The organism is Atlantibacter sp., assembly GCF_032062175.1.
GTDB lineage: Bacteria > Pseudomonadota > Gammaproteobacteria > Enterobacterales > Enterobacteriaceae > Atlantibacter.
In genome coordinates this window covers 217,874-242,999 of the sequence record NZ_DAMBQK010000001.1, presented here as the reverse complement: position 1 = coordinate 242,999, position 25,126 = coordinate 217,874, and the positions used below count along the sequence as shown (strand labels likewise).

Sequence of the window (25,126 nt, the reverse complement as noted above, 5' to 3'; positions counted from 1 at the left end):
CTGATATTAAAGGTGCAAAGACGCAAGACGCAAAATTTCATTCTGCGACGTCGTTTTGGTGTCAACAATTCCGGAAACGAGACCATTGCTCATCACCAGGATACGGTCGGTTATTCCTAACAGCTCTGGCATTTCAGAGGAGATGATAATGATCCCTTTGCCTTTTTTCGCCAGTTCAGCAATCAGCTGATAAATTTCAAACTTCGCGCCGACGTCAATACCACGGGTCGGTTCATCGAGCATTAATATTTCCGGCTGGGTTAACAGCCAGCGCCCGATAATGACCTTCTGCTGGTTACCACCGGAAAGCGAACCAATCTGGGTGCGATGGCCCGGCGTTTTTACGCGCATGGCATCAATCACCCATTGGGTGTCGCTCTTCATGCGGGAATTATCCAGCAGCCCGACTTTGTTTTTGTATTTGCGAATGTTGGAAATAAGCGAGTTAAAGCCGATATCCAGATAGGCATAGATACCCGTTGAGCGACGTTCCTCGGTCACCAGAGCAAAACCGTGGTTAATGGCCTCATTAGCGTTATGGTTATTAATTTGTTTCCCATGCAGCTTAATGGTCCCGGCGGATTTTTCGCGAATACCGAATAAGGTTTCCACAATATCGGTACGCTTTGCACCCACCAGCCCGGCAATACCTAAAATCTCGCCTTTATGCAGATCGAAGCTGACGTCGCGAATTGACGGCTGACGCAACGAGGTCAGGTTTTTCACTTCGAGGATCACTTCGCCCGGCACGTTTTCTTTATCCGGGAAGCGCTGGTTCAGGGAACGGCCAACCATCATGGCGATGATCTTATCCATATCCAGCCCTTCCAGCGGCTGGGTGGCAATCCACTGACCATCACGAAGAATGGTTATTTCATCGCACAACTGAAAGATCTCTTCCATTTTATGGGAGATATACACGATGCCGCAGCCGCGCTCTTTCAATTTACGAATAATTTTGAACAGATGATTGACCTCTTTTTCCGTTAAGGAAGACGTCGGCTCATCCATAATGACGATCTTAGCGTCATAAGAAAACGCTTTGGCGATTTCGATCATCTGCATCTGCGATACAGAAAGCGTACCTACGCGAGCACGCGGATCGATATCAATATCCAGCTCATCAAAAATCGCTTTGGTATCGCGGTACATTTTGTCCTGATCGACAAACACGCCTTTGGTGGGATAACGGCCCAGCCACATGTTGTCCATCACGGAGCGTTGTAATACTAAGTTTAATTCCTGGTGAACCATTGAGATGCCATTTTCCAGTGCTTCCTTGGTAGACTGGAAATCGATCTCTTTCCCCTGGAAAAGAATGCTGCCGGAATCTTTTTTATAGATCCCAAAAAGGCATTTTAATAATGTCGATTTGCCCGCCCCGTTTTCCCCCATTAATGCATGGATAGAATGCGGGCGAACTTTCAAATTAACATTATCCAGTGCCTTAACGCCCGGGAATGACTTGTCGATACCACTCATTTCTAACAAGTATTCGCCTGAGGATTGCGTATTCGTGCTGACCATAGTTATACCTGGTGGCGTATAGGTTGACGGGTATGACGAGTTTAAAAAAGGGCGCAGCTCGCGCCCTTAAAATACGGCTTATTATTTGTTGGTGAACTCAGCCAGGTTGGCTTTATCAACACCGACGTAAGGAATACGTACAACTTTATTGTCGATTTTCCAGTTAGTACCGTCAGCGGCACCTTTGCCTTCCGCCAGGTTTTTCGCCAGATCGAAGGTTGCTTTCGCCTGGTTGTTGGCGTCGTTCAATACGGTACCGGCCAGAGCGCCAGATTTAACCAGCGCCAGGGCTTCCGGCAGGGCGTCAACGCCGAACACCGGAATGGATGATTTGTTATGGGCTTTCAGCGCTTCAACCGCGCCCATTGCCATGGCGTCATTGTTAGCGATAACCACTTCAATTTTGTTTGCGTTCGGACCAGACAGCCATGCGTCCATCTTGTCTTTCGCCATTGCGGTATCCCACATTGCGGTATCAAGCTGCAACTGCTGGGTTTTGATGCCCTTGTCATTCAGCTCTTTGATCACGTAAGTGGTACGCGCTTCTGCATCCGGGTGTCCCGGCTCGCCTTTCAGCAGTACGAACTGAATCTGGCCGTCTTTGTTCAGATCCCAACCCTGGTTTGCAGCCCAGTGTTTAGCAATCAGGTCGCCCTGAATGATGCCGGATTCTTTGGAGTCAGTTCCTACGTAGTACGCTTTGTCATAGCTATCCAGCGCTTTACGGGACGGCTCTTTGTTGAAGAACACGATAGGAACGTTCTGGCCGCGCGCTTTTTCAATCACCGTGCCCGCCGCTGCCGGGTCAACCAGGTTGATTGCCAGAGACTTCACGCCTTTCGCCAGCAGTACGTCGATTTGGTCGTTCTGTTTGGACTGGTCGTTCTGCGAGTCATTCATCAGCAGTTGAACATCCGGAGAGGCGGTAGCTTCCTTCTCAATCGCCTTACGCACAACAGACATGAAGTTATCGTCATACTTATAAATGGTCACACCGATACGATCGGCTGCCTGAGCAGCGGTACCAAACAGCATGCAAGACATCACAGCGGACAGAGTCAACACCTTCTTATTCATGGTATCTCCGGTATTTGCAGGGTAGTTCTTATGAATAATGGACGGCAGGACAGCGTGGAATTCACGTTACTGACTGCCTAAGTTCATTTATGAAAAAATTCTTCCGTGACAGGTAACGCTCCCGTACTGCGTGTTATTTGCGCTTTCAGGCTTGTCGTCTATGGTTATCGTTACATAGTGTTTCAGCCCCTAAAACGCTGACATCATAGTCAGCGCCTTGTTAAGATACTGTGAATTTACTCACAGATTGAAAGCGGTTACATCACTCAGATTTATAAACTAGTGATCGGAGCCACAATTTGGCGGCCTGTGACTGAGTGGCGACGCACTAAAGTCGGCATAAAACAGTGGCTTGCTGCATTATCGAGCAGCCCCTGCGAGCCCTGTAACGCCAGCTCTGTCGCCAGCCGCGCCATTGAAACAATGGGGTAACGCACTGTGGTCAATTGCGGGTCGGTGTAACGCGCCATCGGGATGTCATCAAAACCAATCAATGACAAATGCTGCGGCACGGCAATACCGTTATCTTTCAATGCCGTTAGCGCGCCTGCCGCCATGCCATCGTTATAAGCAAACACAGCGGTTAGCTGGAGATTACGACCCAGCAGCTCCACCATAGCCGCCTCACCCCCTTGCATATCCGGCGAACCGGTGCCGACCCAGCTTTCAGGCACGACAATCCCCTGCTCCGCCAGCGCACGCTGCCAGCCTTCACGGCGGTGATCGTTATCTTCAATGGCGTGGCTTGAGGCCAGATAACCGATGCGCTGGTGGCCATTGCTTTGCAGCATCCGCGTTGCCATCATCGCGCCGGTGATGTTATCCAGGCCCACGCAGCGGTGTTCATAGCCGGGGACGATACGGTTAATCAGCACCATGCCGGGGATCTGATCCATAAACTGCGCCAGCTCGTCATCGCCCAGCTCCTTCGCATGAACAATCAACGCGTTACAGCGATGGCGAATCAACACCTCAATGGCATGGCGCTCTTTTTCTGCTTCATGGTAACTGTTGCCAATGAGGACATATTTTTGATGCTGCTGGGCAACGGTATCTACCGCTTTTACCAGCGCGCCGAAGAAGGGATCGGAGACGTCCATCACCACCACGCCGATGGTATCGCTGACCTGGGTGGCCAGCGCCTGGGCATTGGCGTTGGGGCGATATCCCAGCTGGTTCACGGCTTGCAGGACCATCTCGCGCGTCTCTGGGCTCACCAGCGCGCTGTTGTTCAAAACCCGGGAAACGGTGGCGACGGATACGCCCGCCTGACGTGCGACATCACGAATGGTGATCATAACCATCATCCTGTTTATTTTGGCAGCAACTCACGAATACCCCCTGTGTTAAGCTCAGGATATTCTGTCAGCGCGTGAATAGATGCTGCGTGAAGCGCATCACACCGCTGAAAACGGTTACATGCAAAATGTTAATGATTGTGATCTGGATCGTTATCTGTCTGTGCGGGAAAGGCTAACCCCTGATGCCCGTGCGGTTAATTGCCGCCACAGCCATTCCACCGGTCCCTGGCGGAAATAACGCAACCACCAGACGGAGAGCAGCAGGTTAACGCCCCATACCGCCGGAACAAAGGCCAGCAGTTGCAGGCGGTCGAATTTCATAAACAGACCAAAGCGATTGAACAGCGTGGTGCAGATAAGGGTTTGTAGCAGGTAATTACTGAGCGCCATGCGCCCCACGCACACCACTGCGCCGGTAATGCGCCAGCGGGAAAGCTGCGGCCAGAAACCGTAAATCAGCGCGGTATAGCCCAGCACCTGAAACGGCGCACCCAGCTCGCGCGGGGCCTGTAACAGAAAGCCGCACCAGCGGTATGCCCAGTTGAGGTGCCATTGCAGGAGGATTGACGGCAGGTTAATCGCCACGCCAATCAGTATCAGAACAGCGCCCATGCGCCGGTAGTGCCCTGGGCTAAACTGCCCTTTCAGCCAGCCGCTGCGCATCAGCGCCGCGCCGATCAGCATCAGGCCCGCCAGTTGCCAGCCATACTGCGCGCCCAGCGCCAGCAACATAGAGGAAAGCAAATCCGCGCGGTAGCGAATAGCCTCCATTCCCCCTTCGGTTCGCCGGAACTGCTCCAGTTGCAGGGCAGACTCATCAGGTATCCAGGCGCGATTAAGCTGATCGCCGGAAATCAGGCCCAGCAAAATTAATACCCCCAGCCCCACCAGAAACAGCATCAGGCCGGTATTGAATAACGACTTCACGCTGGGAGCGTCGCGGATTAATCGCCAGCTGATCAGCCCCACCAGCCCGTAAGCCAGCAGAATATCGCCATCCCACAGCAGCAGACCGTGGCAAAAACCGAGCAAGACTAATAGCGTCAGGCGTGACTGTATCCAGCGCTTGCCGCGCACCAGCAGCATTTGCAGGCCCGCACCGAACAACAGCGCAAACAGGGTCAGGAACTTCACCTGGGCAAACAGGTCGAGCAGCGCCCAGGTCCAGGCGTCGCGGGAGGTGATATCGCCGTACCAGGCGGGATTGAGATAGGCGGCTTTCGGCAGGCCGAAAGCCATAATATTCAACAGCAGGATGCCAAGAATGGCAACGCCACGAACCGCGTCAAGCGTGACATTTCGTTCCATGCATCCGGCCTTCTGTTAGCTGTGGTGACGCACCGCGCGCAAAAATTCCTGACGCGTATTCTGGCTGGACTTGAACAGCCCGCCGAGCGAGGTCGTGGTCGTCGCGCTGGTCGCATCGCGAATGCCGCGCGCTTTCACGCAGTAATGCACCGCATCAATAGACACCGCCACATTGTTGGTGCCAAGCAGGGTTTGCAGGGCGACCAGGATCTGCTGGGTTAAACGCTCCTGCACCTGAGGGCGCTGGGCGAAGAACTGCACGATGCGGTTAATTTTCGACAGGCCGATCACCGACTCTTTGGGAATATAGGCCACGGTGGCTTTCCCGTCGATGGTCACAAAGTGGTGTTCGCAGGTGCTGGTCAGGGTAATGTCCCGCACGGTCACCATTTCATCGACCTTCATTTTGTTTTCAATGACGGTGATTTTCGGGAAGTTGGCGTAATCCAGCCCGGAGAAAATCTCATCGACATACATTTTGGCGATGCGATGCGGCGTTTCCATTAAACTGTCATCGCTCAGATCCAGATTGAGCAGTTGCATGATTTCGCTCATATGATCGGAAATGAGGCGCTTGCGGGTTTCGTTATCCAGTTCGCGCAACGGCGGACGCAACGGCGTCTCCAGACCGCGGGCGACCAGCGCCTCATGAACCAGAGCGGCTTCTTTACTGAGTGATGACATTTATTTTTCTCCTGCAGGTGTGGCGTACCTCTGCCCTCACCGGGGCAAAGTGCGCATTCATTGTGCGTGAGCCGGTGCACATAATCCAGTATTCACCATGATAATTATTGAAATTGGTCTGGCCTTTCAGCCTCACGCTTCCAGACCAGCCCGGCGGCGATAAACAGCGCCACACCGGCAATCCACAACGCGGGCTCCAGCCTGCCGGTAAAGGCCGTGGAGAGCGCCGAGGTCATTGGCCCACCCAATTGCCCAACAGCATAGCCAGTGGTTAATAGCCCGGCCATATAACGGGTATGCTGCGGCGCCAGCTCGCGCCCGTAGAGCAGAGAAAGCTGCACCGCGCATAAAAAACCGCCGCCCACCAGTAACGCGCCGACCACCAGCCCCGCCATTGCTGGCAATAACGCGGCGCCCAGTACGCCGATGCCCTGTAATAACAGCACCACCGCCAGCCGCTGGTTGCTGGACCCTACGTGGCGCAGGGCGATACTCAACGCGATACCGCACACCGCCGCGATGCCAAACACCGGCCAGACGAACTGCGCCATAAAGCTGCCGGGAAAGCGCGCTGCCGCCATTTGCGATAAAAACGTGGCGGGCAAAATGTAGCCGAAACCGGCGAGGCTGTAGCTCCAGACCAGGCGCTTCAGGCCGGGCGTGAGCGTCAAAGGTTGCGGCTGGCTCTCCGGGCGGTGCAACTGCCCTTTACGCGGCAAATTACGCGCGATAAGGCTAATCAGGATCAGCGCCAATACCCCGTAAACCAGCCAGCCCTGATACGCGTGCAAATCTCCTGCCTGGATGCCAACAGCCAACAACCCGCTAATGGCGATGCCCGCGCCCGGCCCGGCGAACACCGCCGCGCTTAACCCCGGTTTGCCGAAATGCGCCAACTGTTCGTTGGTCCAGGCGGCGATCAGCACCATCGCCCAGCCGCTCATACAGCCAATCACAAAACGAATAACGGCGTGGCTCCAGGCTTCCGGGGCCAGGGCAGAGAGCAACGTCAGCCCCACCGCGCCCCAGACACCGAGATGCAACCGGCACTCCACGTGGCGGTGCGCGCGCATCGCGTCCCACGCCCCCACCAGATAACCAAGATAGTTAATCGCCGCCACCAGCGCGGCGCTGGTCAGGGTTAGCTGCCCTTCGGCTATCATTAACGGCACCTGTGGCGTAAAAGCAAAACGACCAATGCCCATTGCCACAACCAAAACCAGAAAACCCGTTATCGCAATTCGCAGCGCCACGGTCACTCCATTTGTTACAATGCGGTTATATCAATGATGCAGGATAGCGCAATAAAGCTGAACTGAATTTTTTTCACCGTAAAATGAACAACCTGCGTATGCTGCTTAAATGAATAACTTGCGTCCCCTTTCGATACCCCAAGGAGCCATTATGGAGATGATTGAAGAGCACCGCTGTTTTGAAGGTTGGCAACAGCGCTGGCGTCACCATTCAGAGGTGCTCAACTGCACCATGACCCTGAGCGTATTTTTGCCGCCGCCGGTTTCCGCTAATCCACCGCCGGTGCTGTACTGGCTTTCGGGCCTGACCTGCAATGATGAAAACTTCACTACCAAAGCCAACGCCCAGCGCGTTGCGGCGGAACTGGGGATCGTGCTGGTGATGCCGGATACCAGCCCGCGCGGCGATGATGTGGCGGATGCCGACGGCTACGACCTGGGCAAGGGCGCGGGTTTTTACCTGAATGCAACCCAGGCACCGTGGGCGGCGCATTACCGGATGTACGATTATGTGCGCGATGAACTCCCGGCGCTGGTTCAGGAACACTTTAACGTCAGCGATCGTTGCGCTATCAGCGGTCACTCGATGGGCGGCCACGGGGCGTTAATCATGGCGTTGAAAAATCCGGGCCGCTTTACCTCGGTTTCCGCGTTTGCGCCCATTGTGAACCCGGTGCGCGTACCCTGGGGCCAGAAAGCGTTTAGCGCTTATCTGGGAGAGGATCAAAGCCAATGGGCCGCGTGGGACAGTTGCGCGCTAATGGCGCAGGCGCAAGCCGAACATCAGATCCCCACGCTGGTGGATCAGGGCGATAACGATCAGTTTTTGGCGGATCAGCTCCAGCCTGCGCAACTGGCGGAAGTGGCGCGTCAGACCGGCTGGCCGCTAACCCTGCGCATCCAGCCGGGCTACGATCACAGCTACTTCTTTATTGCCTCGTTTATTGAAGATCATCTGCGTTTTCATGCTGAACATCTTTTTGCTGAGGCATAATAAAAAAAGGGTATCCCACCAGGAATACCCTTCTCACTTCTCAGCGCCCCATCAGAAGCGGTAATCCATCGCGACAAAGTAACGACGGCCGTCTTCGTTATAACTGTAATCTTCACGGCTCAGGTCTTTATCGCCGAGGTTCATTACGCCGGTACGCAGTTTGACATTCTTCGTGGCCTGCCAGGCCGCGCCTGCGTTCCAGATCACGTAGCCGCCGGTGGCAGTGGTGGCTGCCGTGGTGGCGCGCTGTTCGCCGGTATAGTTGCCCGACACGTAGAACGACCAGTCTTCCAGCGGCGTCCAGTCTACGGTGCCGTTGGCGGTATGGAACGGCAGCGATGACAGCGGTTTGTTGCCGCCCGCGCTCAGGTCACGCCCGTCGTTATAGGTGTAATTCAGGGTCAGTTTCCACTGGTCGTTGAACGGCACTTTCAGCTCGGTTTCTACGCCGCGAATCCGGGCTTTGTTAACGTTGTAATAGCGGAAGATCGGCTCGCCATCACTGTTGAACCCTACAAAGTTGCTGTAGCTCGGCGCCAGCGTGCGGCTTTGCGTACGGTCGATGTTGATCATATCGTCAATGTCGTTCTGGAAGGTGGTGACGCTGGCGGTTACGCCCTCCAGCCACCCTTCTTCCCCGGCGTAGTACAGGCCGAGCTCGTAGCTTTCGCTGGTTTCCGGCTTCAGATCCGGGCTACCGACGATTTCGCACGCGCCACGGCAGGAACCGGTAGTCCAGTCCGGGCTCAGTTGCAGCAGCGAAGGCGCTTTGAACGCGGTGGACCAGCCGCCCTTCACCGTCAGGGTGTCGGTGGCGTTGTAGACCAGATACGCACGCGGGCTCCAGTGGTCGCCATAGGTTTCGTGATCGTCCATACGCAGACCCGCGGTCAGCGCCAGCGGATCGATAATCCGCCATTCGTCTTCCAGGAACAGCGCGTACTGGTTAGCAGAGGTTTCGCTACTGTTGCCGCCCGTCAGGTTGACCGGATCGTTGAGTTTGTCATGGCGGTATTCGCCGCCGAAGGTCAATAACTGGTTGATCGCGCCAATTGGCAGCACGTATTTCCCGTCGAGGGTATTACTTTCGGAGGTAATGGTGCCGGTGCTGGCAGGATCTTTATTATCGAGTTTTTCACCGTAGAAGCGCAGCTCGCTGTTGCCTAAATCCCAGCGTCCGTTGTGGCCGATAGCGTAAGTTTCGCGCTCGAGGCGGTCTTTGGCGAGAGAATCAGAATCACGGTCCTGGCGGTCGCGGCCATAGGAAAAGTCGATGTCGTGGTCCTGGTTCGGGGTCCAGTTGAATTCCACATTGGCGTCGCGGCTGGTGAAGCCTTCGATACGCGGGGTTTCGCCGGTGCTGGTCGGTTGCTGATCGTCTTTTTCGCGCTTTGACAGGCTGCCATACACTTTCACACCCAGCACATCGTCAATCAGTGGGCCGCTAGTGAAGAACTGGCCGTTGTAAGTATCACCACGATCGCGGTGTTCCTGGATGGTGGTATCTGCGGTAACAGACCCGTGCCAGCTTTTGCCAACTTTACGGGTAATGATGTTCACCACGCCGCCCAGGGCGTCGGAGCCGTACAGCGAGGACATCGGGCCGCGTACCACTTCGATACGTTCGATGGCGTCTACCGGGATCCAGTTCAGGTCGAAATCGTTATGGCGGAACACTGCGTTACGCGAGTTCACCCGCTTGCCGTCTACCAGAATCAGCGTGTAGCTGCTGCTCAGGCCGCGAATACTGACGCCCTGGCGGTTATCGCCTTCGTTAGTCAGCTGCACGCCCGGCACTTCTTTCAGCACTTCTTTCAGGTTCTGGACCGGTTTACGCTGCAAATCTTGCTGGGTGATCACACTGATACTGGCAGGCGCATCTTTCAGGTTTTGTTCGGTAGACGATGCGGTGACAACCATCGTCTCTTCTGAATTGTCAGCAGCCATAACGGGCAAGGTCAGAGTCAATGCGGACGCGCACAGTCCTCCCCTAACCAAAGGATTCAACCTAAACATTCCTTATCTCCATGAGGTGAAAAACAACACATTCAACTCATCGCTCACACTGCTGCGCCCCCGCATCGAGGCGGGTGGCTTTTTACGCGGCTAACCATAAATCAAACGAGAATGCTTATCAATTAAATTGTTAAAATTTGTTGTTAAAAGGATAAATTGAGGAGAAAGGGTAGGCAGAGTCGCGCGGGGGAAAGGAAAAAGGCGCGAGATCCGCGCCTTTAAGCTGTTATTTTTTAATGCGATCCGGGAATTCCATTTCGTTGTACTTCACAAAGTGCGATCCCTTCGTCAGCTTGTAGCCGAACCAAATAATCAGGAACAGCGGGATGCCGATATAGGTCGCCGCCACGCCGCCCCAGTCGATAGTATCCGACAGGAAGGCTTCATAATTCTGGCCGAGGGTAATAATCAGGCACAGGACGAAGGCGAAGATTGGCCCCAGCGGGAAGAACCCGGAACGGTACGGCAGATCGTTAATATCACGGCCCTGCATCACATAGCCGCGACGGAAACGGTAGTGGCTAATAGCGATACCCAGCCAGGCGATAAAGCCGGTCATCCCCGAGGTATTCAGTAGCCACAGGTACACAGTCTGGTTGCCGAACATCGAGGTCAGGAAGCACAGGCCGGCAACCACGGTAGTGGCATACAGCGCGTTACGCGGTACGCCGCCACGGGACAGTTTGGCGAAGATACGCGGCGCTTTGCCATCACAGGCCAGGGTGTACAACATACGGGTTGAGGCATACATGCCGGAGTTACCCGCCGACAGCACCGCCGTCAGGATCACCGCGTTCATGATGGCCGCCGCAGAGAGCAGGCCCGCGTGCTCAAACACCAGGGTGAACGGGCTGACGCTGATGTCTTTGACATCGTTACGCAGCAGGCTCGGATCGGTGTAAGGAATAATCAGGCTGATGATAAGAATAGCGAACACATAGAACAGCAGGATACGCCAGAACACCTGACGCACCGCGCGCGGAATGTTCTTTTCCGGGTCCTCGGATTCGCCCGCCGCAATGCCGATAAGCTCGGTGCCCTGGAAAGAGAAGCCGACGATCATCGCCACGCCGATCATCGCGGCAAATCCGCCAGCGAATGGCGCTTCGCCCATTGTCCAGTTGCTCCAGCCCGCCGGTTGCGAACCCTGGAAGATGCCCAGGATCATCAGGATGCCGACGATGATAAATACAATCACCGTGGTCACTTTGATCAGCGAGAACCAGTATTCGGTCTCACCGAAACCGCGCACCGAAATGTAGTTAATCAGGAACATAATGGCGAGGAACAGGGCGCTCCAGATCCAGCCGGGGGTGTCCGGGAACCAGTACGTCATCACCAGTTGTGCGGCCACCAGATCAACGGCGATGGTCACTGCCCAGTTGTACCAGTAGTTCCAGCCCAGCGCGAAGCCGAAGCCCTCTTCCACATATTTCTGGCCATAAGTAGCGAACGAACCGGAAACCGGCATATACGCCGCCAGTTCGCCGAGGCTGGTCATCAGGAAATACACCATCAGGCCGATCAGAATGTAAGAAAGCAGCGCGCCGCCGGGGCCCGCCTGGGAAATGGTCGCGCCAGAGGCGACAAAAAGCCCGGTGCCAATAGAGCCGCCAATGGCGATCATGGTCAGATGTCTCGCCTTTAATTCACGGCGTAAGCCAGGCGCTTGTGTGGTTTTCGTTTCGCTAACCATATAAAAATAATGCCCATCCATAAAATGAGGCGCGATTGTAGCAGAGCGTTTCCGGATATCGTGGCAGAAAATCGCGGTTATAAGAGACCTTCATGATCGGGGGAAGATTATAAGTAAAGCCGTCTTTGGGGATGTGCAAGACGGCTTTTTCACGCTATGGCCCGCAATAGCCGATAAAGCGCTGCAACGCCCGGGACAGGTGCTTTTGCCGGTGATGAATACGGTACAGCGTGCGCACCGGGCGGGACAGCGGCAGTTCCAGCTCCACCAGCGTACCCGCCGCCAGTTGTTCAGCAATCACCCGGCGCGACAGGCAGCTGATGCCAAGACCGTGGCGAACCGCGTGTTTAATGGCTTCGGAATTGCCCAGCTCCATTGAAAGATGGAAGCGCGGCAGATGGGATAGCAGTAAATAGTCGACGATTTCCCGGGTGCCGGAACCGCGCTCGCGCAGGATCCAGGGCGCGGCGGCCAGGCTTTCCAGGGTAACGGGCCCGTTAACCAGCGCATTATCCGGTGCGGCGAAGACCACCAGTTCATCATCCAGCCAGGGTTCGGTGACGATTTCCGCCATATGGCACGGGCCTTCGATAAACCCGACGTCGGCGCGAAAATCGATAATCGCGTTCACCACGTCCTGGGTGTTACCCACGCTCAATTCTAGCGGCAAATCGGGGAAATCGCGGCGATAGCGGGCAATAATTTCCGGCAGAATGTAGTTACCGATGGTGCTGCTGGCGTACACCCGAATCGCGCCGTTATCGTTGCGGAACAGCTGTTCGATTTCCCCTGCCTGTTCCAGCAGCGCCACCACACGCGGATACAGCAGGCGGCCATGCTCATTGACCACCAGCCGTTTACCGACGCGGTCAAAAAACTGCACGCCAAGCTGGCCTTCCAGATCGGTGAGCGCCGCGCTGACGGCGGATTGCGACAGCGCCAGCATTTGCGAGGCCTGCGTTGTTGAACCGCTTTTCAGCACTTCAGCAAAGACTTCTAACTGACGCAGCGTGATATGCATAATGTTTCCTTTTCGGCAGCAGTACGCCTGCTTACCACTTATAAAGATTAATTATAAATATATAATCAATTTTATTTTTAAGCTACCGCGCCGTAAGCTTTTCCCGGACAAAGGAGAAGGTTATGGCAGAAATTACCTTACAGACTCATCGCCATACGGTATGGCATTTTATTCCCGGCCTGGCGCTGTGCGCGGCTCTCACCGGCCTGGCCCTGTGGGCGGGCGCTATTCCCGCCGTTGCAGGCGCGGGCTTCAGCGCCCTGACGCTGGCGATCCTCGCCGGGATGGTTATCGGCAACACGCTATATCCAAAAATCTGGCAGCAGTGCGACGGCGGCGTATTGTTCGCGAAACAGCATCTGTTGCGTTTAGGCATTATTCTTTATGGCTTCCGTCTGACGTTTTCGCAAATTGCTGAAGTGGGCGTCAGCGGGATCGTGATTGATATCCTGACCCTGAGCAGTACCTTTTTACTGGCCTGCTTTTTAGGGCAGAAAATTTTTGGGCTGGATCGGCAGACCAGCTGGCTGATTGGCGCAGGCAGCAGCATTTGCGGCGCGGCAGCGATTCTGGCGACCGAACCGGTGATCAAAGCCGAGCCCAGTAAAGTGACGGTTGCGGTCGCGACGGTGGTGATTTTCGGTACCCTGGCGATTTTTATCTACCCGCTGATGTACCCGCTGCTGGCCCACTGGTTCAGCCCGGAGAATTACGGCATTTTTATTGGCTCGACGATGCATGAAGTCGCCCAGGTCGTGGCCGCCGGGCACGCCATCAGCCCGGATGCGGAAAACAGCGCGGTGATCGCCAAGATGCTGCGCGTGATGATGCTGGCACCGTTTTTGATTTTCCTGGCGGCGCGGGTAAAACAGCTGACTCCGGCTGGCAGCGCCCAAACCGGTAAAATCACCATTCCGTGGTTTGCGGTGCTGTTTATTCTGGTGGCGATTTTTAACTCGTTCCACCTGCTGCCTGTCGCCCTGGTGCAGGCGTTAATCATCCTGGATACGGTACTGCTGGCGATGGCGATGGCGGCGCTGGGGCTTACCACCCATATCAACGCCCTGAAAAAAGCCGGAGCTAAACCGCTGGTGATGGCGCTGATGCTGTTTGGCTGGCTGATTATCGGCGGCGGCGCGATTAATCTGGCGGTACATCACCTGCTGTAACCGGCGCGGCGCTTTCCACACCGCAGCGGCTATGATAAAAAGCGTGCTTTGCAGGTCAGACAGGAGAATGAAATGAAATATATTGGCGCACATGTCAGCGCATCCGGCGGCGTGGAGCAGGCCGTGACCCGCGCGGTAGAGATTGGCGCGAACGCTTTCGCCCTGTTTACCAAGAACCAGCGCCAGTGGCGCGCGGCACCGCTCAGCGGAGAAACTATTGATAATTTTAACGCTGCCTGCGAGCAGCATAATTTTAAGCCGGGGCAAATCCTGCCCCACGACAGCTACCTGATAAACCTCGGCCATCCGGTGGATGAAGCGCTGGAGAAATCCCGTGACGCGTTTATCGACGAAATGGCGCGTTGTCAGCAGTTGGGTCTGTCGCTGCTTAACTTCCATCCCGGTAGCCATCTGAAGCAGATCAGCGAAGACGCCTGCCTGGCGCGTATTGCCGAATCCATTAATATCGCGCTGGCGAAAACCGAAGGCGTGACGGCGGTGATTGAGAATACCGCTGGCCAGGGCAGCAACCTGGGTTTCCGCTTCGAGCATCTGGCGGCAATTATTGACGGCGTGGAAGATAAAACGCGCGTTGGGGTGTGCATCGATACTTGTCACGCCTTCGCGGCGGGCTACGATTTGCGTACCGAAGAAGATTGCGAAAAGACCTTTGCTGAATTCGAGCGCATCGTCGGGTTTCAATACCTGCGCGGCATGCACCTGAATGACGCCAAAAGCGCCTTTGCCAGCCGGGTGGACCGCCATAACAGCCTCGGCGAAGGCAACATCGGCCATACGCCGTTTAGCTGGCTAATGCGCGATGCGCGCTTCGACGGTATTCCGCTGATTCTGGAAACCATTAACCCGGACATCTGGGCAGAGGAAATCGCCTGGCTGCGGGCGCAGCAGCATGAAGCCATGGCTGTCTGAGCCATCTTTAAATGCAAAAAGGGCAGGATCTCACCTGCCCTTTTCTTTATGCGTAAATTACGCGGTTTTGGTGTTCAGCTCCGCTTCCGGACGCTTCAGGAAGGCATATGACAAACCCGCCAGCAGCGTACCGGCAACGATAGCGAACAGATAACCCAATACCGGCGTAATCGCACCAGGGATCAGCAGCACGAACAGACCGCCGTGCGGTGCCATCAGTTTCGCGCCAATTGCCATTGAGATAGCGCCCGTTACCGCACCGCCGACGATACAGCAGGGCAGAACGCGCATCGGGTCACGTGCTGCGAACGGAATCGCCCCTTCGGAGATAAAGCACAGGCCCAGCACCAGCGCCGCTTTGCCGCCTTCCTGCTGGCCTTTGTCGAATTTACGACGGGCAACCAGCGTCGCCAGGCCCATCGCCAGCGGTGGCACCATACCGGCCGCCATAATCGCCGCCATCGGCGCATAGGTTTGGGTACTCAGCAAGCCAACGCCGAACGCATAGGCCGCTTTGTTCACCGGCCCGCCCATGTCGGTACACATCATACCGCCGAGGATAGCGCCCAGCAGGACCGCGTTGGCGGTGCCCATAGTTTGCAGCCAGTGAGTCAGGCCCGCGAGGATGCCCGCGACCGGTTTGCCGATCAGGTAGATCATCGCCAGACCGACCACCAGGCTGGAGAGCAGCGGAATGATCAGGATCGGTTTCAGCGCTTCCATGCTCGGCGGCAGCTTAAGCTTCGTGCTGATGGCTTTCGCCACATAGCCCGCCAGGAAACCGGCCAGAATACCGCCGATAAAACCGGAGCCAGTGCTTACTGCCAACATGCCGCCAATCAGGCCCGGCGTCAGGCCCGGACGATCCGCGATGGAAAACGCGATATAACCCGCCAGGACCGGCACCATCAGCGCAAAGGCTGAACCACCGCCGATCTGCATCAGCGCCGCCGCCAGCGTATCCGGGGTTTTAAAGGCCTCGATACCAAACGCGAAGGAGAGCGCAATACACAAACCACCCGCGACAACCATCGGCAGCATGTAAGAGACGCCGGTCAACAGATGGCGATAAGCGCCCGCGCTCTGTTTTTTGCCTTCCTGAGAAGACGATGACGCCGCCTGTTGGGCTTCGTACGGTTTGGCTTCTGCTACCGCTTTATCCAGCTCCTGGGCGGTTTTCTTCAGCGCCAGACCGGTTGAAGTGCGGTACATCGGCAGCCCGGCGAATTTCGCCAGATCCACTTCGATATCCGCCGCCACAATCACCAGATCTGCCTGAGCGATCTCTTCCGGGGTGATAGCATTGCCCGCGCCAACGGAGCCGCGGGTTTCTACCTTCACCCACCAGCCGCGTTTTTTGGCTTCGGTTTCAATGGCTTCAGCCGCCATAAAGGTGTGCGCCACGCCAGTTGGGCAGGCGGTGACGGCAACGATACGTTTCGGGCCTTTGGCAAGGGGGGCGGCTGCCGCAGGGGCAGCCACCGGCGCGCTGTACGGCGCGGCTTTACCTTTGGCTTCGCTCAGAAACAGTTCGGGGTGCAGCACGGCGCGATCGATGTCGCCCAGATACACCTTTTTACCGTTCAGCGCGGTATCAGCAGGGATCGCGGTGCCGACCACAATGGCCAGTTCTGCGTCGTTCGGGTTATCGATAATTTCCAGGTGCGCTTTGTGAGCCGCCGTGCCTAGCAGGGTTTTCGCCATGTATGCACGGGCCTGCCCGAGGCTCGGATCAATTATCAGCAGCGTTTTCATTATGTCTCTCCTGCTGTCAGTTAAAGGGTTGGAGGTCGACGCGCGCCATCATTGCGGCCAACTGGGGTCTGTCGGTGATACCGACGTTGCTCTGGCTAACGGCCAGCGCCGCGACAGCGGTCGCCAGACGTAATGTGTGTTCGCTGGATTCACGCATCAGCAGCCCGTAAATCAGGCCACCGACCATCGAATCCCCCGCGCCTACCGTGCTGACCACTTCACAGGACGGCGGCCTGGCGATCCATTCGCCAGAGGCGTTAACCCACAGCGCCCCTTCCGCACCCAGAGAAATCACCACGTGGGCGATGCCCTGCTCGCGCAGCGCGTGAGCAGCTTCGATCACATCTTTCAGTTCTGGCAGCTTTTTACCGGCCCAGATTTCCAACTCGCGGCGGTTGGGTTTTACCAGCCACGGCGAGGCTTTCAGGCCGGCCACCAGCGCTTCGCGGCTGCTGTCGAAAATAATGCACGGGCACTGGCTGCGCAGTTTAGTCATCCAGTCGGTGAACGCTTCCGGGCTGACGCCGGACGGCAAACTGCCGCTGACGCAAACCATGTCGAACTGGCCCAGCCAGCTCAGGGAATCATTCACGAAACGTTCCCAGTCGGCTGGCGTCACTTCGAAACCCGAGAAATTGAAATCGGTGACTTCGCCGTCTTTTTCGGTGAGTTTTACGTTGATACGGGTACGGCCCTGAACCACCTGGAAACGGTTGGCGATACCGAGTTCGCTGAACAGTTGCTGAAAGCCGTCCTGGTTGTCTTTGCCGAGGAACCCGCCCACGGTGACGTCGATACCCAAATCTTTGAGCACTTTGGCCACGTTAATGCCTTTACCCGCCGCGTGCAGGCCGGTGGTGCGCACGAGGTTCACTTCGCCGCGCTCAATGTCTGCGCAGTAACCGACCAGGTCATAGGCCGGATTGAGGGTAATGGTAGCGACACGTCTGCTCATGCTGCGCCCTCCCCAAGACCGGCGGCGATGGCTTCGCCAATCGCTTTCAGCGCCTGTTCAGCATCTTCACCCTGCGCGGTGAAACGCAGGCGGTGGCCCTGCTTCACGCCCAGCGCGACCACTTTCATCAGGCTGCGGCCGTTAGCCGGTTTACCGCTGCCGTCGAGGTTGGTGACGGTAATGTCGCTGTTGAATTGCTTAACGGTGTTTACCAGCACGGTGCCCGGACGGGCATGCAACCCGTGTTCGTTACGCACCACGAATTCCGCGCTCAACACATCTTCCAGCGGCGCGTCATCGCTGGTCAGCAGCGCCAGCAGGGTTGCCCCATCGGCGTTTACCAGGCGGTCTGCTTTCTGGTTGATAATCAAATCGCTTACACGCTTCAGCACCGTGACCGGCTGGCTGTCGGCCATGGCGACGGTTAACAGCATCGCCACGCTCTGCCCGTCAACGTCAAACGGCGTCGCGCTGCGGCTGACGGCGATGGCGCTCGCCAGGTTGCCTTCCGCGCTGTCGTTCAGCCAGATACCGTGGCCGAGATTAAGCGGGGTGTCGTTGATGACATTGCTGACAAAGCGGCTGTCTACTGCGCCAACCGCTTTCAGGCGGCCCGCGTTCAGCGCCTGTAGCGTGGTTAAATCAGCGGCGGCGACATCAAGCTGTACGGTGTCGTTATCCAGTTTCAAAGACGCCTGCTGTTTTTCGCCCATCAGCAAGGCGCGCAGTTCTTCTGCGCTGGAGGCGTTTTTTAGCTGTTCGGCTACGTCGTCATCGCTTAATACGTGGGTAAGCTGACGCAATAAACCGAGGTGTTCATCGGAACTGGCGGCGATACCGATAGCCACGTACGCGGTCTGCCCTTCGCCCCACGCAATACCCTGCGGGAACTGAAAAACTTTGACGCCCGTTTTCAGCACTTGATCGCGCGTGTCGGTGGTGCCGTGAGGGATGGCGATACCATTGCCTAAATAGGTGGACGTTTGCAGCTCGCGGGCCAACATACCGTTGACGTAGCCGTCAGCCACGTTGCCGGCCTGCGCCAGCGCAGCCGCAACCTGCCGGATCGCCTCGTCTTTACTCCCGGCGCTGGCGCCTGGGTGAATATCTTGCACAGATAACTGGAACATAACTCTCCTCGCTCGCTGAAATTGAATCGTTTCAGCCATCATGAGAAAAAATGCGCCCTCTCAATGTGGCAAGCCAAAAAGACGACGCTGAAACGTTTCGCGAGTGTGTAGGCATCTGGCGAAACTGGCAAGTTTTGTTGTTAACGGGATGTCAGATTTTTGAGTTTCCGCACACTTCAGCGGCCCGGCACTGAACTTAGCTGAAATTATTTTGGGCATTTCAGCCAGCCGTCAGCTCCTGTTCAGCACTGAAACTGCGGTTCAAAAAAGCAGGGAATTGACCTGACACCCTGTTTATTTGCCGCCGCTGCGCGTAAACTGCGCACCTTGCTAAAATCTGAACTTCCAACATGTCTAACAACACCACCGCACTCCCCCCACGCACGTTCGATATCACGTCCGCGTCATTCTTAATTGTGGCCTTTTTGACCGGAATTGCTGGCGCATTGCAAACACCGACGCTGAGCCTGTTTCTGACCACCGAAGTTCACGCCCGTCCGGCGATGGTTGGGTTCTTCTTTAGCGGCAGCGCCATCATCGGCATTATGGTGAGCCAGTTTCTGGCGGGGCGTTCAGATAAAAAAGGCGACCGCAAAACGCTGATCTTTGCCTGCTGCCTGCTGGGCGCGCTTGCCAGCCTGCTGTTCGCCTGGAACCGCAACTATTTCGTGCTGCTGTTTGTCGGGGTTTTTCTGAGCAGCTTTGGCTCAACGGCCAACCCGCAAATGTTCGCCCTTGCCCGGGAGCACGCCGATAAAACCGGTCGTGAAGCGGTGATGTTCAGCTCGATTCTGCGAGCCCAGGTGTCGCTGGCGTGGGTCATTGGCCCGCCGATTGCTTACGCGCTGGCGATGGGATTTGGCTTTGACGTGATGTACATCAGCGCGGCATTCGCCTATGTGCTGTGCGGAGCGATTGTCTGGTTTTTACTGCCCTCAATGCGCAAAACGCCGGTCCCGGTGAGCGCCAAACTCGAAGCGCCGCGCAGTAACCGCCGGGATGCCCTGCTGCTGTTCGCTGCCTGTACGCTGATGTGGGGTACCAACAGCCTCTACATCATCAATATGCCGCTCTATATCATTAATGAACTGCATTACCCGGAAAAACTGGCGGGGATCATGATGGGCACGGCTGCCGGGCTGGAGATCCCGACCATGCTGATTGCCGGTTACTACGCCAAACGCTGCGGCAAGCGCTTCCTGATGCGCATCGCGACCGTCGGCGGGCTGCTGTTCTATATCGGCATGCTGACCTTCCACCACCCTGTCGTCCTGTTGGGCTTGCAACTGCTGAACGCCATCTATATTGGGATTCTGGCGGGTATCGGCATGCTCTACTTTCAGGATTTAATGCCGGGTCAGGCGGGTTCCGCCACCACGCTTTATACTAATACCACCCGCGTAGGCTGGATTATTGCCGGGTCGATGGCCGGGATCATTGCCGAAATCTGGAATTTCCATAGCGTGTTTTACGTCGGGCTGGCGATGATCGTGCTGACGCTGTGGTGCCTGCTGCAAATTAAAGACGTCTAAGGCGCAGTCTGCGCCTCCAGCCAGATAAGGTACTGCATCGCCTGGGGACGTGACTCGCCACACATTTCTCGTGACGGCTTCAACCCTGCGCACACCGCCGGGCGCAGCGGCGACATAAAGATTTTGCAGCGCTGATGTTCATCAAGCTGCACACAGGGCGTATTGGCGGGCTTGCCCTGCGGCATACCCGGAATGGGGGTGGAGATAGAGGGCGCGGTACAGCATGCGCCGCAATCTGGACGGCATTCCATTCTGGGCTCCGGGGAAGTATTGAGCGGCGACTTTAACAGGCGGCCGCGCCTGGCACTATGACTTTTACAGCAAATACAAATCCGCTTGCCACAACCGCAAGCCACGAGTAGTTTGACGCGATCTTTTATAAGACCCTATTAACAGGATTTTCCCAATGCCAAGAGCGAATGAAATAAAGAAAGGTATGGTTCTCAATTACAACGGCAAGTTGCTGTTGGTGAAAGATATTGATATCCAGGCGCCAAGCGCCCGTGGCGCGGCCACGCTGTATAAAATGCGCTTTTCCGATGTGCGCACTGGTCTGAAAGTTGAAGAACGCTTCAAAGGCGACGATATCGTGGATACCGTTACGCTGACCCGCCGTTTCGTCAATTTCTCCTACGTTGACGGCAACGAATACGTGTTTATGGACGCGGAAGACTACACGCCGTTTATCTTCAACAAAGAGCAGATTGAAGACGAACTGCTGTTTATCCCGGAAGGCGGTATGCCGGATATGCAGGTACTGACCTGGGACGAACAGTTGCTGGCGCTGGAACTGCCGCAAACCGTAGACCTGGAAATCGTGGAAACCTCCCCAGGCATTAAAGGCGCATCCGCCAGCGCCCGCACCAAGCCTGCGACCCTGTCAACCGGCCTGGTCATTCAGGTGCCGGAGTACCTGAGCAACGGCGATAAAATCCGTATTCACATCCCGGAACGCCGCTACATGGGCCGCGCCGATTAATTGATTAATCAGGGGCAGCGATGCCCCTGCTTGTTATTAGCAGGTTATTAAATCGATTTAGCCTGCGAGTTCTCGTTAAAAGTTGTCATACCAATTACACTTTCATTACACCGCTCTTTTTCTCTGAATCTCACCGTGTTTGTTGCGGTTGCATGATCCCCTTCACACTCTACAGATTATCCCGGCACACCAATTCACATTGCTGTCGTATAACTTTACACTGATGATGTTAATTAATGGTTAATCAGGTAAAGCAGATAATGAAAAACCTCGCCACCGCTACTCTTCCGCCCGACGTACAAACGCCGGTTTACGACCGCAGCGCGCTGAAAAGCCGCATCGTGCATCTCGGTTTCGGCGCGTTTCACCGTGCGCACCAGGCATTACTGACTGACCGGGTGCTGCGCAAAAACGGTGGCGGCTGGGGGATCTGCGAAATCAGCCTGTTCAGCGGCGATAAGCTGATGAGCGCGCTGCGCGAGCAGGATCATCTGTTTACCGTGCTGGAGAAAGGCGCAGAAGGAAATACCGCGATTGTGGTTGGCGCGGTCAACGAATGCCTGAATGCAAAGCTGGATGGTCTCGAGGCCATTATTGAGAAGTTTTGCGAACCGCAAGTGGCGATTGTTTCCCTGACCATTACCGAAAAAGGCTACTGCATCGATCCGGCCAGCGGACAGCTTGATGCAACCAATGAACGCATTATCCACGATCTGGAAAACCCGCACACGCCGCACTCCGCACCCGGTTTGCTGGTGGAAGCGCTGGCGCGACGCCAGGCGCGTGGGCTAAACCCGTTTACCGTGCTGTCATGCGATAACATTCCCGAAAACGGCCACGTGGTGCGCCAGGCGGTGATCGGCATGGCGCAAAAGCGCTCGCCAGCGCTGGTGGAATGGATAGCGGAACACGTTTCTTTCCCGGCTACCATGGTGGACCGCATTGTCCCCGCCGCCACCCCGGAATCCTTGCAGGAAATCAGCGCGATTCTGGGCGTCGACGACCCGTGCGCCATCAGCGCCGAGCCGTTTATCCAGTGGGTGGTGGAAGATAATTTCGTCGCGGGCCGCCCCGAATGGGAGGCGGTAGGTGTTCAACTGGTGGACGACGTACTCCCCTGGGAACAAATGAAGCTGCGGATGCTGAACGGCAGCCACTCGTTCCTGGCGTGGCTGGGCTATCTGGCGGGCTACAAACACATCTCCGACTGCATGAAAGACGAGAACTTTAAAACCGCTGCCCGCAAATTGATGTTGGACGAACAAGCCCCAACACTGCGTATTACCGGCGTGGATTTAACCGCCTATGCCGATAGCCTGATCGAACGCTTCAGCAATCCGGCGCTGAAACACCAGACCTGGCAGATTGCGATGGACGGTAGCCAGAAACTGCCGCAGCGTATGCTCGACGGCATTCGCTGGCATCTGGCTAACGGCGGCGACTGGTCATTACTGGCGCTGGGCGTGGCGGGCTGGATGCGCTACGTCAGCGGCGTGGATGACAGCGGCGAGCCGATTGATATCCGCGACCCGCTGGTCGAAAAAATTCGTGCTCAGGTTGAGAAAAGCAGCGAGGACGAACGCGTGGAAGCGCTGTTGAGCCTGAAAGAGATTTTCGGTCAGGATCTTCCCGCTAATCCGCTATTTATCCATACCCTGAAAGCGGCCTGGCAAAGCCTGTGCCGCACCGGCGCGCGCGACGCGGTAGCGCGCCTGGCGCGTCGTTAATTGCCGTTCCTCCGGGGAGCAAATCTGCTCCCCCTCTTCTCTTTGCCGTCTTTTTTCGCCAGGATGACCGGCTACACTTTGTTATCGCTTTTTTGCGATAGAAATTCGCCAGGAGTCCTGCGTGACCAAAACCAACCTTATTACCGGCTTTCTCGGCAGCGGTAAAACCACCACTATTCTTCATCTGTTAGCCAATAAAGACCCCGCCGAGAAATGGGCGGTGCTGGTGAATGAATTTGGCGAAGTGGGCATTGACGGTGCGCTGCTGGCCGATAGCGGCGCATTGCTGAAAGAGATCCCCGGTGGCTGCATGTGTTGTGTAAATGGGTTGCCGATGCAGGTTGGCCTGAATACGCTGCTGCGCCAGGGCAAACCCGATCGGCTGTTGATTGAACCCACCGGGCTGGGGCACCCTAAACAGATCCTCGATATCCTGACTGCGCCAGTTTACGAACCGTGGATCGACCTGCGCGCCACGTTATGCCTGCTGGACGCCCGGCAACTGCTGGAGCCGCAATACGCCAGTAATGATAATTTCCGCGATCAGCTGGCCTCCGCCGACATTATTATCGCCAACAAGCAGGACCGCGCCGACGACGCCGCGCTCAAGGCGCTGGAACAATGGCAGGAAACACACGGCGATAACCGCCAGATCGTGGTCGCTACCCAGGGGCACATCGATAACGCCCTGCTGGACGCGCCGCGCCATAATACCCGCGAGCTGCCTTCCAGCCCGGAACACAGCCACGCGCATCCGTCATCACGCGGTTTAGCGGCGCTGAATTTAGCCAACCACCAGCGCTGGCGGCGCAATCTGAATCAGGGCCAGGGCTATCACGCCTGCGGATGGATTTTTGACAGCGAAACCGTATTCGACACCATCGGCCTGCTGGAATGGGCGCGTCTGGCCCCGGTGGATCGGGTAAAAGGCGTGATGCGTATTCCTGAGGGGCTGGTGCGAATCAACCGCCAGGGGCTGGACTTGCATATCGAAACCCAAAACGTCGCGCCGCCGGACAGCCGCATCGAGCTTATTCATAACGATCAGGCCGACTGGAATGCGCTGCAATCAAGTTTGTTGAAGATTCGTTTAAGTTAGTCCGACTAACGTTGCCTGGGTGTAATCTCAGACTGTGATGAAGATCATGAAAACGCGTCTCCCTCTTATTGTGTTATTGAATATCGTCGGTATTGCCCTGTTTTTTTCGTGGATGATTCCGGTAAACCACGGATTCTGGTTCCCTGTGGATTCCGGGATATTCCACTACTTCAATAACCTGCTGGTAGAGAATCGCGCGTTTTTATGGCTGGTGGCGATCACTAATAACCGTGCCTTTGACGGGTTTTCACTGGTGGCGATGGGATTGCTGATCTTGTCGTACTGGATCAGGCAGACAGCGTATGGCCGCCGCCAGATTGTCATTATGGGCGTGGTGATGTTGCTGACGGCGGTGGTGCTGAACCAAATCGGCCAACAGCTGCCGGTGCAGCGTCACAGCCCGACGCTGTTTTTCACCGATATTCATCGCGTCAGCGAATTACTCAATATTCCGACCAAAGATGCCTCAAAAGACAGCTTCCCCGGCGATCATGGGATGATGCTGATGATCTTTTGCGGATTTATGCTGCGCTATTTCGGCGCACGGGCCTTTGCTATTTCTCTGGTTATTTTTGTGGTTTTTTCCCTGCCGCGAATGATGATCGGCGCGCACTGGTTCACCGATATATTCGTGGGCTCGTTATCCGTGATTTTAGTAGGGCTTCCCTGGGTGCTATTAACGCCGCTAAGCGATAAAATAATCACGCAACTGAACTATTATTTGCCCGGGAAGAATAAACAGAGTCCGAATATTCAATAAATTGTACATAAAATAAACCGCCACTTTTGTCATCGATAAGTGGCGGTTTTTTTATTGCGCAGGGAAATTTAGCTTAAATAATAAACGCAAAAATTGTCATCGAAATGAAATACTTGCTTATTTCACCCGCACAGATGTTACATAATTGTTTAAATATAATTTTTGTTTTTTAACATCACAATTTCTTATAAAAAATCAGATAAAAGCGCTCGC

General features: G+C 55.7%; 21 protein-coding genes. 8 read left to right on the top strand and 13 right to left on the bottom strand.

From position 1 onward, the window contains the following. Positions 1-6: 6 nt before the first annotated feature. The 6 genes from mglA to RT120_RS01090 all read right to left on the bottom strand — a co-directional run bounded on the left by mglA (position 7) and on the right by RT120_RS01090 (position 7,150). The gene (mglA, locus tag RT120_RS01115; RefSeq protein ID WP_125291636.1) at positions 7-1,527 is read right to left on the bottom strand and encodes a galactose/methyl galactoside ABC transporter ATP-binding protein MglA; all 1,521 of its coding nucleotides are present in this window, start codon (positions 1,525-1,527) and stop codon (positions 7-9) included. A gap of 81 nt (positions 1,528-1,608) precedes the next feature. Further along, positions 1,609-2,604, bottom strand: coding sequence for a galactose/glucose ABC transporter substrate-binding protein MglB (gene mglB, locus RT120_RS01110; protein ID WP_312978434.1), 996 nt, complete (start codon positions 2,602-2,604; stop codon positions 1,609-1,611). Positions 2,605-2,876: 272 nt separating this feature from the next. Further along, positions 2,877-3,902, bottom strand: coding sequence for an HTH-type transcriptional regulator GalS (gene galS, locus RT120_RS01105; protein ID WP_312978432.1), 1,026 nt, complete (start codon positions 3,900-3,902; stop codon positions 2,877-2,879). 153 nt (positions 3,903-4,055) lie between these two features. After that, the gene (gene yeiB, locus RT120_RS01100) at positions 4,056-5,213 is read right to left on the bottom strand and encodes a DUF418 domain-containing protein YeiB (RefSeq protein ID WP_312978430.1); all 1,158 of its coding nucleotides are present in this window, start codon (positions 5,211-5,213) and stop codon (positions 4,056-4,058) included. Between the two features lie 15 nt (positions 5,214-5,228). Further along, a complete protein-coding gene (gene folE, locus RT120_RS01095) occupies positions 5,229-5,897 on the bottom strand; it encodes a GTP cyclohydrolase I FolE (protein ID WP_312978428.1) in 669 nt (222 codons plus the stop codon). Between the two features lie 104 nt (positions 5,898-6,001). Next, positions 6,002-7,150: a YbfB/YjiJ family MFS transporter gene (locus RT120_RS01090; RefSeq protein WP_312978426.1), complete on the bottom strand. Its 1,149-nt coding sequence runs from the start codon at positions 7,148-7,150 to the stop codon at positions 6,002-6,004. 151 nt (positions 7,151-7,301) lie between these two features. Between RT120_RS01090 and fghA the strand changes: the two genes are divergently transcribed. After that, a complete protein-coding gene (fghA, locus tag RT120_RS01085; RefSeq protein WP_312978424.1) occupies positions 7,302-8,144 on the top strand; it encodes an S-formylglutathione hydrolase in 843 nt (280 codons plus the stop codon). Positions 8,145-8,195: 51 nt separating this feature from the next. On the opposite strand, the gene cirA is transcribed toward fghA, so the two are convergent. From cirA to yieE, 3 genes are all read right to left on the bottom strand, one after another. Continuing rightward, entirely contained in the window at positions 8,196-10,160 is a 1,965-nt protein-coding gene (gene cirA, locus RT120_RS01080) for a catecholate siderophore receptor CirA (RefSeq protein ID WP_312978422.1), read from the bottom strand. A gap of 226 nt (positions 10,161-10,386) precedes the next feature. Beyond that, entirely contained in the window at positions 10,387-11,856 is a 1,470-nt protein-coding gene (locus RT120_RS01075) for an amino acid permease (RefSeq protein WP_312978420.1), read from the bottom strand. Between the two features lie 154 nt (positions 11,857-12,010). Beyond that, on the bottom strand, positions 12,011-12,877 hold the full coding sequence (yieE, locus tag RT120_RS01070; protein ID WP_312978419.1) for a DNA-binding transcriptional regulator YeiE: 867 nt from the start codon (positions 12,875-12,877) through the stop codon (positions 12,011-12,013). A 122-nt stretch (positions 12,878-12,999) separates the two neighbouring features. On the opposite strand from yieE, the gene RT120_RS01065 reads away from it, so the two are divergent. Further along, entirely contained in the window at positions 13,000-14,046 is a 1,047-nt protein-coding gene (locus tag RT120_RS01065) for a YeiH family protein (RefSeq protein WP_312978417.1), read from the top strand. A gap of 72 nt (positions 14,047-14,118) precedes the next feature. Further along, entirely contained in the window at positions 14,119-14,976 is an 858-nt protein-coding gene (gene nfo, locus RT120_RS01060; protein ID WP_312978415.1) for a deoxyribonuclease IV, read from the top strand. A 57-nt stretch (positions 14,977-15,033) separates the two neighbouring features. On the opposite strand, the gene fruA is transcribed toward nfo, so the two are convergent. The 3 genes from fruA to fruB are packed head-to-tail and all read right to left on the bottom strand — an operon-like array spanning position 15,034 to position 18,816. After that, positions 15,034-16,731, bottom strand: coding sequence for a PTS fructose transporter subunit IIBC (fruA, locus tag RT120_RS01055; RefSeq protein WP_312978413.1), 1,698 nt, complete (start codon positions 16,729-16,731; stop codon positions 15,034-15,036). A gap of 16 nt (positions 16,732-16,747) precedes the next feature. Next, positions 16,748-17,686, bottom strand: coding sequence for a 1-phosphofructokinase (fruK, locus tag RT120_RS01050; RefSeq protein ID WP_125291623.1), 939 nt, complete (start codon positions 17,684-17,686; stop codon positions 16,748-16,750). Further along, the gene (gene fruB / locus RT120_RS01045) at positions 17,683-18,816 is read right to left on the bottom strand and encodes a fused PTS fructose transporter subunit IIA/HPr protein (RefSeq protein WP_312978411.1); all 1,134 of its coding nucleotides are present in this window, start codon (positions 18,814-18,816) and stop codon (positions 17,683-17,685) included. The genes fruK and fruB overlap by 4 nt, the downstream gene beginning before the upstream one ends. A 350-nt stretch (positions 18,817-19,166) precedes the next feature. Between fruB and setB the strand changes: the two genes are divergently transcribed. Further along, positions 19,167-20,348, top strand: a complete 1,182-nt coding sequence (setB, locus tag RT120_RS01040) for a sugar efflux transporter SetB (RefSeq protein WP_312978409.1) — start codon at positions 19,167-19,169, stop codon at positions 20,346-20,348. Here setB and RT120_RS01035 read toward each other — a convergent pair. Then, complete coding sequence (locus tag RT120_RS01035) at positions 20,345-20,599, bottom strand: YkgJ family cysteine cluster protein (protein WP_312978407.1); 255 nt, start codon at positions 20,597-20,599, stop codon at positions 20,345-20,347. The two genes, setB and RT120_RS01035, sit on opposite strands and share 4 nt — an antisense overlap. Positions 20,600-20,754: 155 nt before the next feature. Between RT120_RS01035 and yeiP the strand changes: the two genes are divergently transcribed. The 4 genes from yeiP to RT120_RS01015 all read left to right on the top strand — a co-directional run bounded on the left by yeiP (position 20,755) and on the right by RT120_RS01015 (position 24,913). Continuing rightward, positions 20,755-21,327: an elongation factor P-like protein YeiP gene (gene yeiP, locus RT120_RS01030; protein ID WP_312978405.1), complete on the top strand. Its 573-nt coding sequence runs from the start codon at positions 20,755-20,757 to the stop codon at positions 21,325-21,327. A gap of 260 nt (positions 21,328-21,587) precedes the next feature. Then, positions 21,588-23,054, top strand: coding sequence for a fructuronate reductase (locus RT120_RS01025; protein ID WP_312978403.1), 1,467 nt, complete (start codon positions 21,588-21,590; stop codon positions 23,052-23,054). A gap of 121 nt (positions 23,055-23,175) precedes the next feature. Beyond that, a complete protein-coding gene (locus tag RT120_RS01020) occupies positions 23,176-24,153 on the top strand; it encodes a GTP-binding protein (protein WP_312978401.1) in 978 nt (325 codons plus the stop codon). A gap of 46 nt (positions 24,154-24,199) precedes the next feature. Beyond that, positions 24,200-24,913, top strand: a complete 714-nt coding sequence (locus tag RT120_RS01015) for a phosphatase PAP2 family protein (RefSeq protein WP_312978399.1) — start codon at positions 24,200-24,202, stop codon at positions 24,911-24,913. Positions 24,914-25,126: the final 213 nt, after the last annotated feature.

What these genes read in the sequence shown, in the direction of transcription:
- RT120_RS01075 (WP_312978420.1), bottom strand. Translation starts at nt 11,856, where the DNA reads ATGGTTAGCGAAACGAAAACCACACAAGCGCCTGGCTTACGCCGTGAA.
- setB (WP_312978409.1), top strand. Translation starts at nt 19,167, where the DNA reads ATGTCTAACAACACCACCGCACTCCCCCCACGCACGTTCGATATCACG.
- fruA (WP_312978413.1), bottom strand. Translation starts at nt 16,731, where the DNA reads ATGAAAACGCTGCTGATAATTGATCCGAGCCTCGGGCAGGCCCGTGCA.
- yeiB (WP_312978430.1), bottom strand. Translation starts at nt 5,213, where the DNA reads ATGGAACGAAATGTCACGCTTGACGCGGTTCGTGGCGTTGCCATTCTT.
- RT120_RS01015 (WP_312978399.1), top strand. Translation starts at nt 24,200, where the DNA reads ATGAAAACGCGTCTCCCTCTTATTGTGTTATTGAATATCGTCGGTATT.
- yeiP (WP_312978405.1), top strand. Translation starts at nt 20,755, where the DNA reads ATGCCAAGAGCGAATGAAATAAAGAAAGGTATGGTTCTCAATTACAAC.
- RT120_RS01035 (WP_312978407.1), bottom strand. Translation starts at nt 20,599, where the DNA reads ATGGAATGCCGTCCAGATTGCGGCGCATGCTGTACCGCGCCCTCTATC.
- mglA (WP_125291636.1), bottom strand. Translation starts at nt 1,527, where the DNA reads ATGGTCAGCACGAATACGCAATCCTCAGGCGAATACTTGTTAGAAATG.
- fghA (WP_312978424.1), top strand. Translation starts at nt 7,302, where the DNA reads ATGGAGATGATTGAAGAGCACCGCTGTTTTGAAGGTTGGCAACAGCGC.
- fruK (WP_125291623.1), bottom strand. Translation starts at nt 17,686, where the DNA reads ATGAGCAGACGTGTCGCTACCATTACCCTCAATCCGGCCTATGACCTG.
- fruB (WP_312978411.1), bottom strand. Translation starts at nt 18,816, where the DNA reads ATGTTCCAGTTATCTGTGCAAGATATTCACCCAGGCGCCAGCGCCGGG.
- RT120_RS01025 (WP_312978403.1), top strand. Translation starts at nt 21,588, where the DNA reads ATGAAAAACCTCGCCACCGCTACTCTTCCGCCCGACGTACAAACGCCG.
- RT120_RS01065 (WP_312978417.1), top strand. Translation starts at nt 13,000, where the DNA reads ATGGCAGAAATTACCTTACAGACTCATCGCCATACGGTATGGCATTTT.
- yieE (WP_312978419.1), bottom strand. Translation starts at nt 12,877, where the DNA reads ATGCATATCACGCTGCGTCAGTTAGAAGTCTTTGCTGAAGTGCTGAAA.
- nfo (WP_312978415.1), top strand. Translation starts at nt 14,119, where the DNA reads ATGAAATATATTGGCGCACATGTCAGCGCATCCGGCGGCGTGGAGCAG.
- mglB (WP_312978434.1), bottom strand. Translation starts at nt 2,604, where the DNA reads ATGAATAAGAAGGTGTTGACTCTGTCCGCTGTGATGTCTTGCATGCTG.
- galS (WP_312978432.1), bottom strand. Translation starts at nt 3,902, where the DNA reads ATGATCACCATTCGTGATGTCGCACGTCAGGCGGGCGTATCCGTCGCC.
- folE (WP_312978428.1), bottom strand. Translation starts at nt 5,897, where the DNA reads ATGTCATCACTCAGTAAAGAAGCCGCTCTGGTTCATGAGGCGCTGGTC.
- cirA (WP_312978422.1), bottom strand. Translation starts at nt 10,160, where the DNA reads ATGTTTAGGTTGAATCCTTTGGTTAGGGGAGGACTGTGCGCGTCCGCA.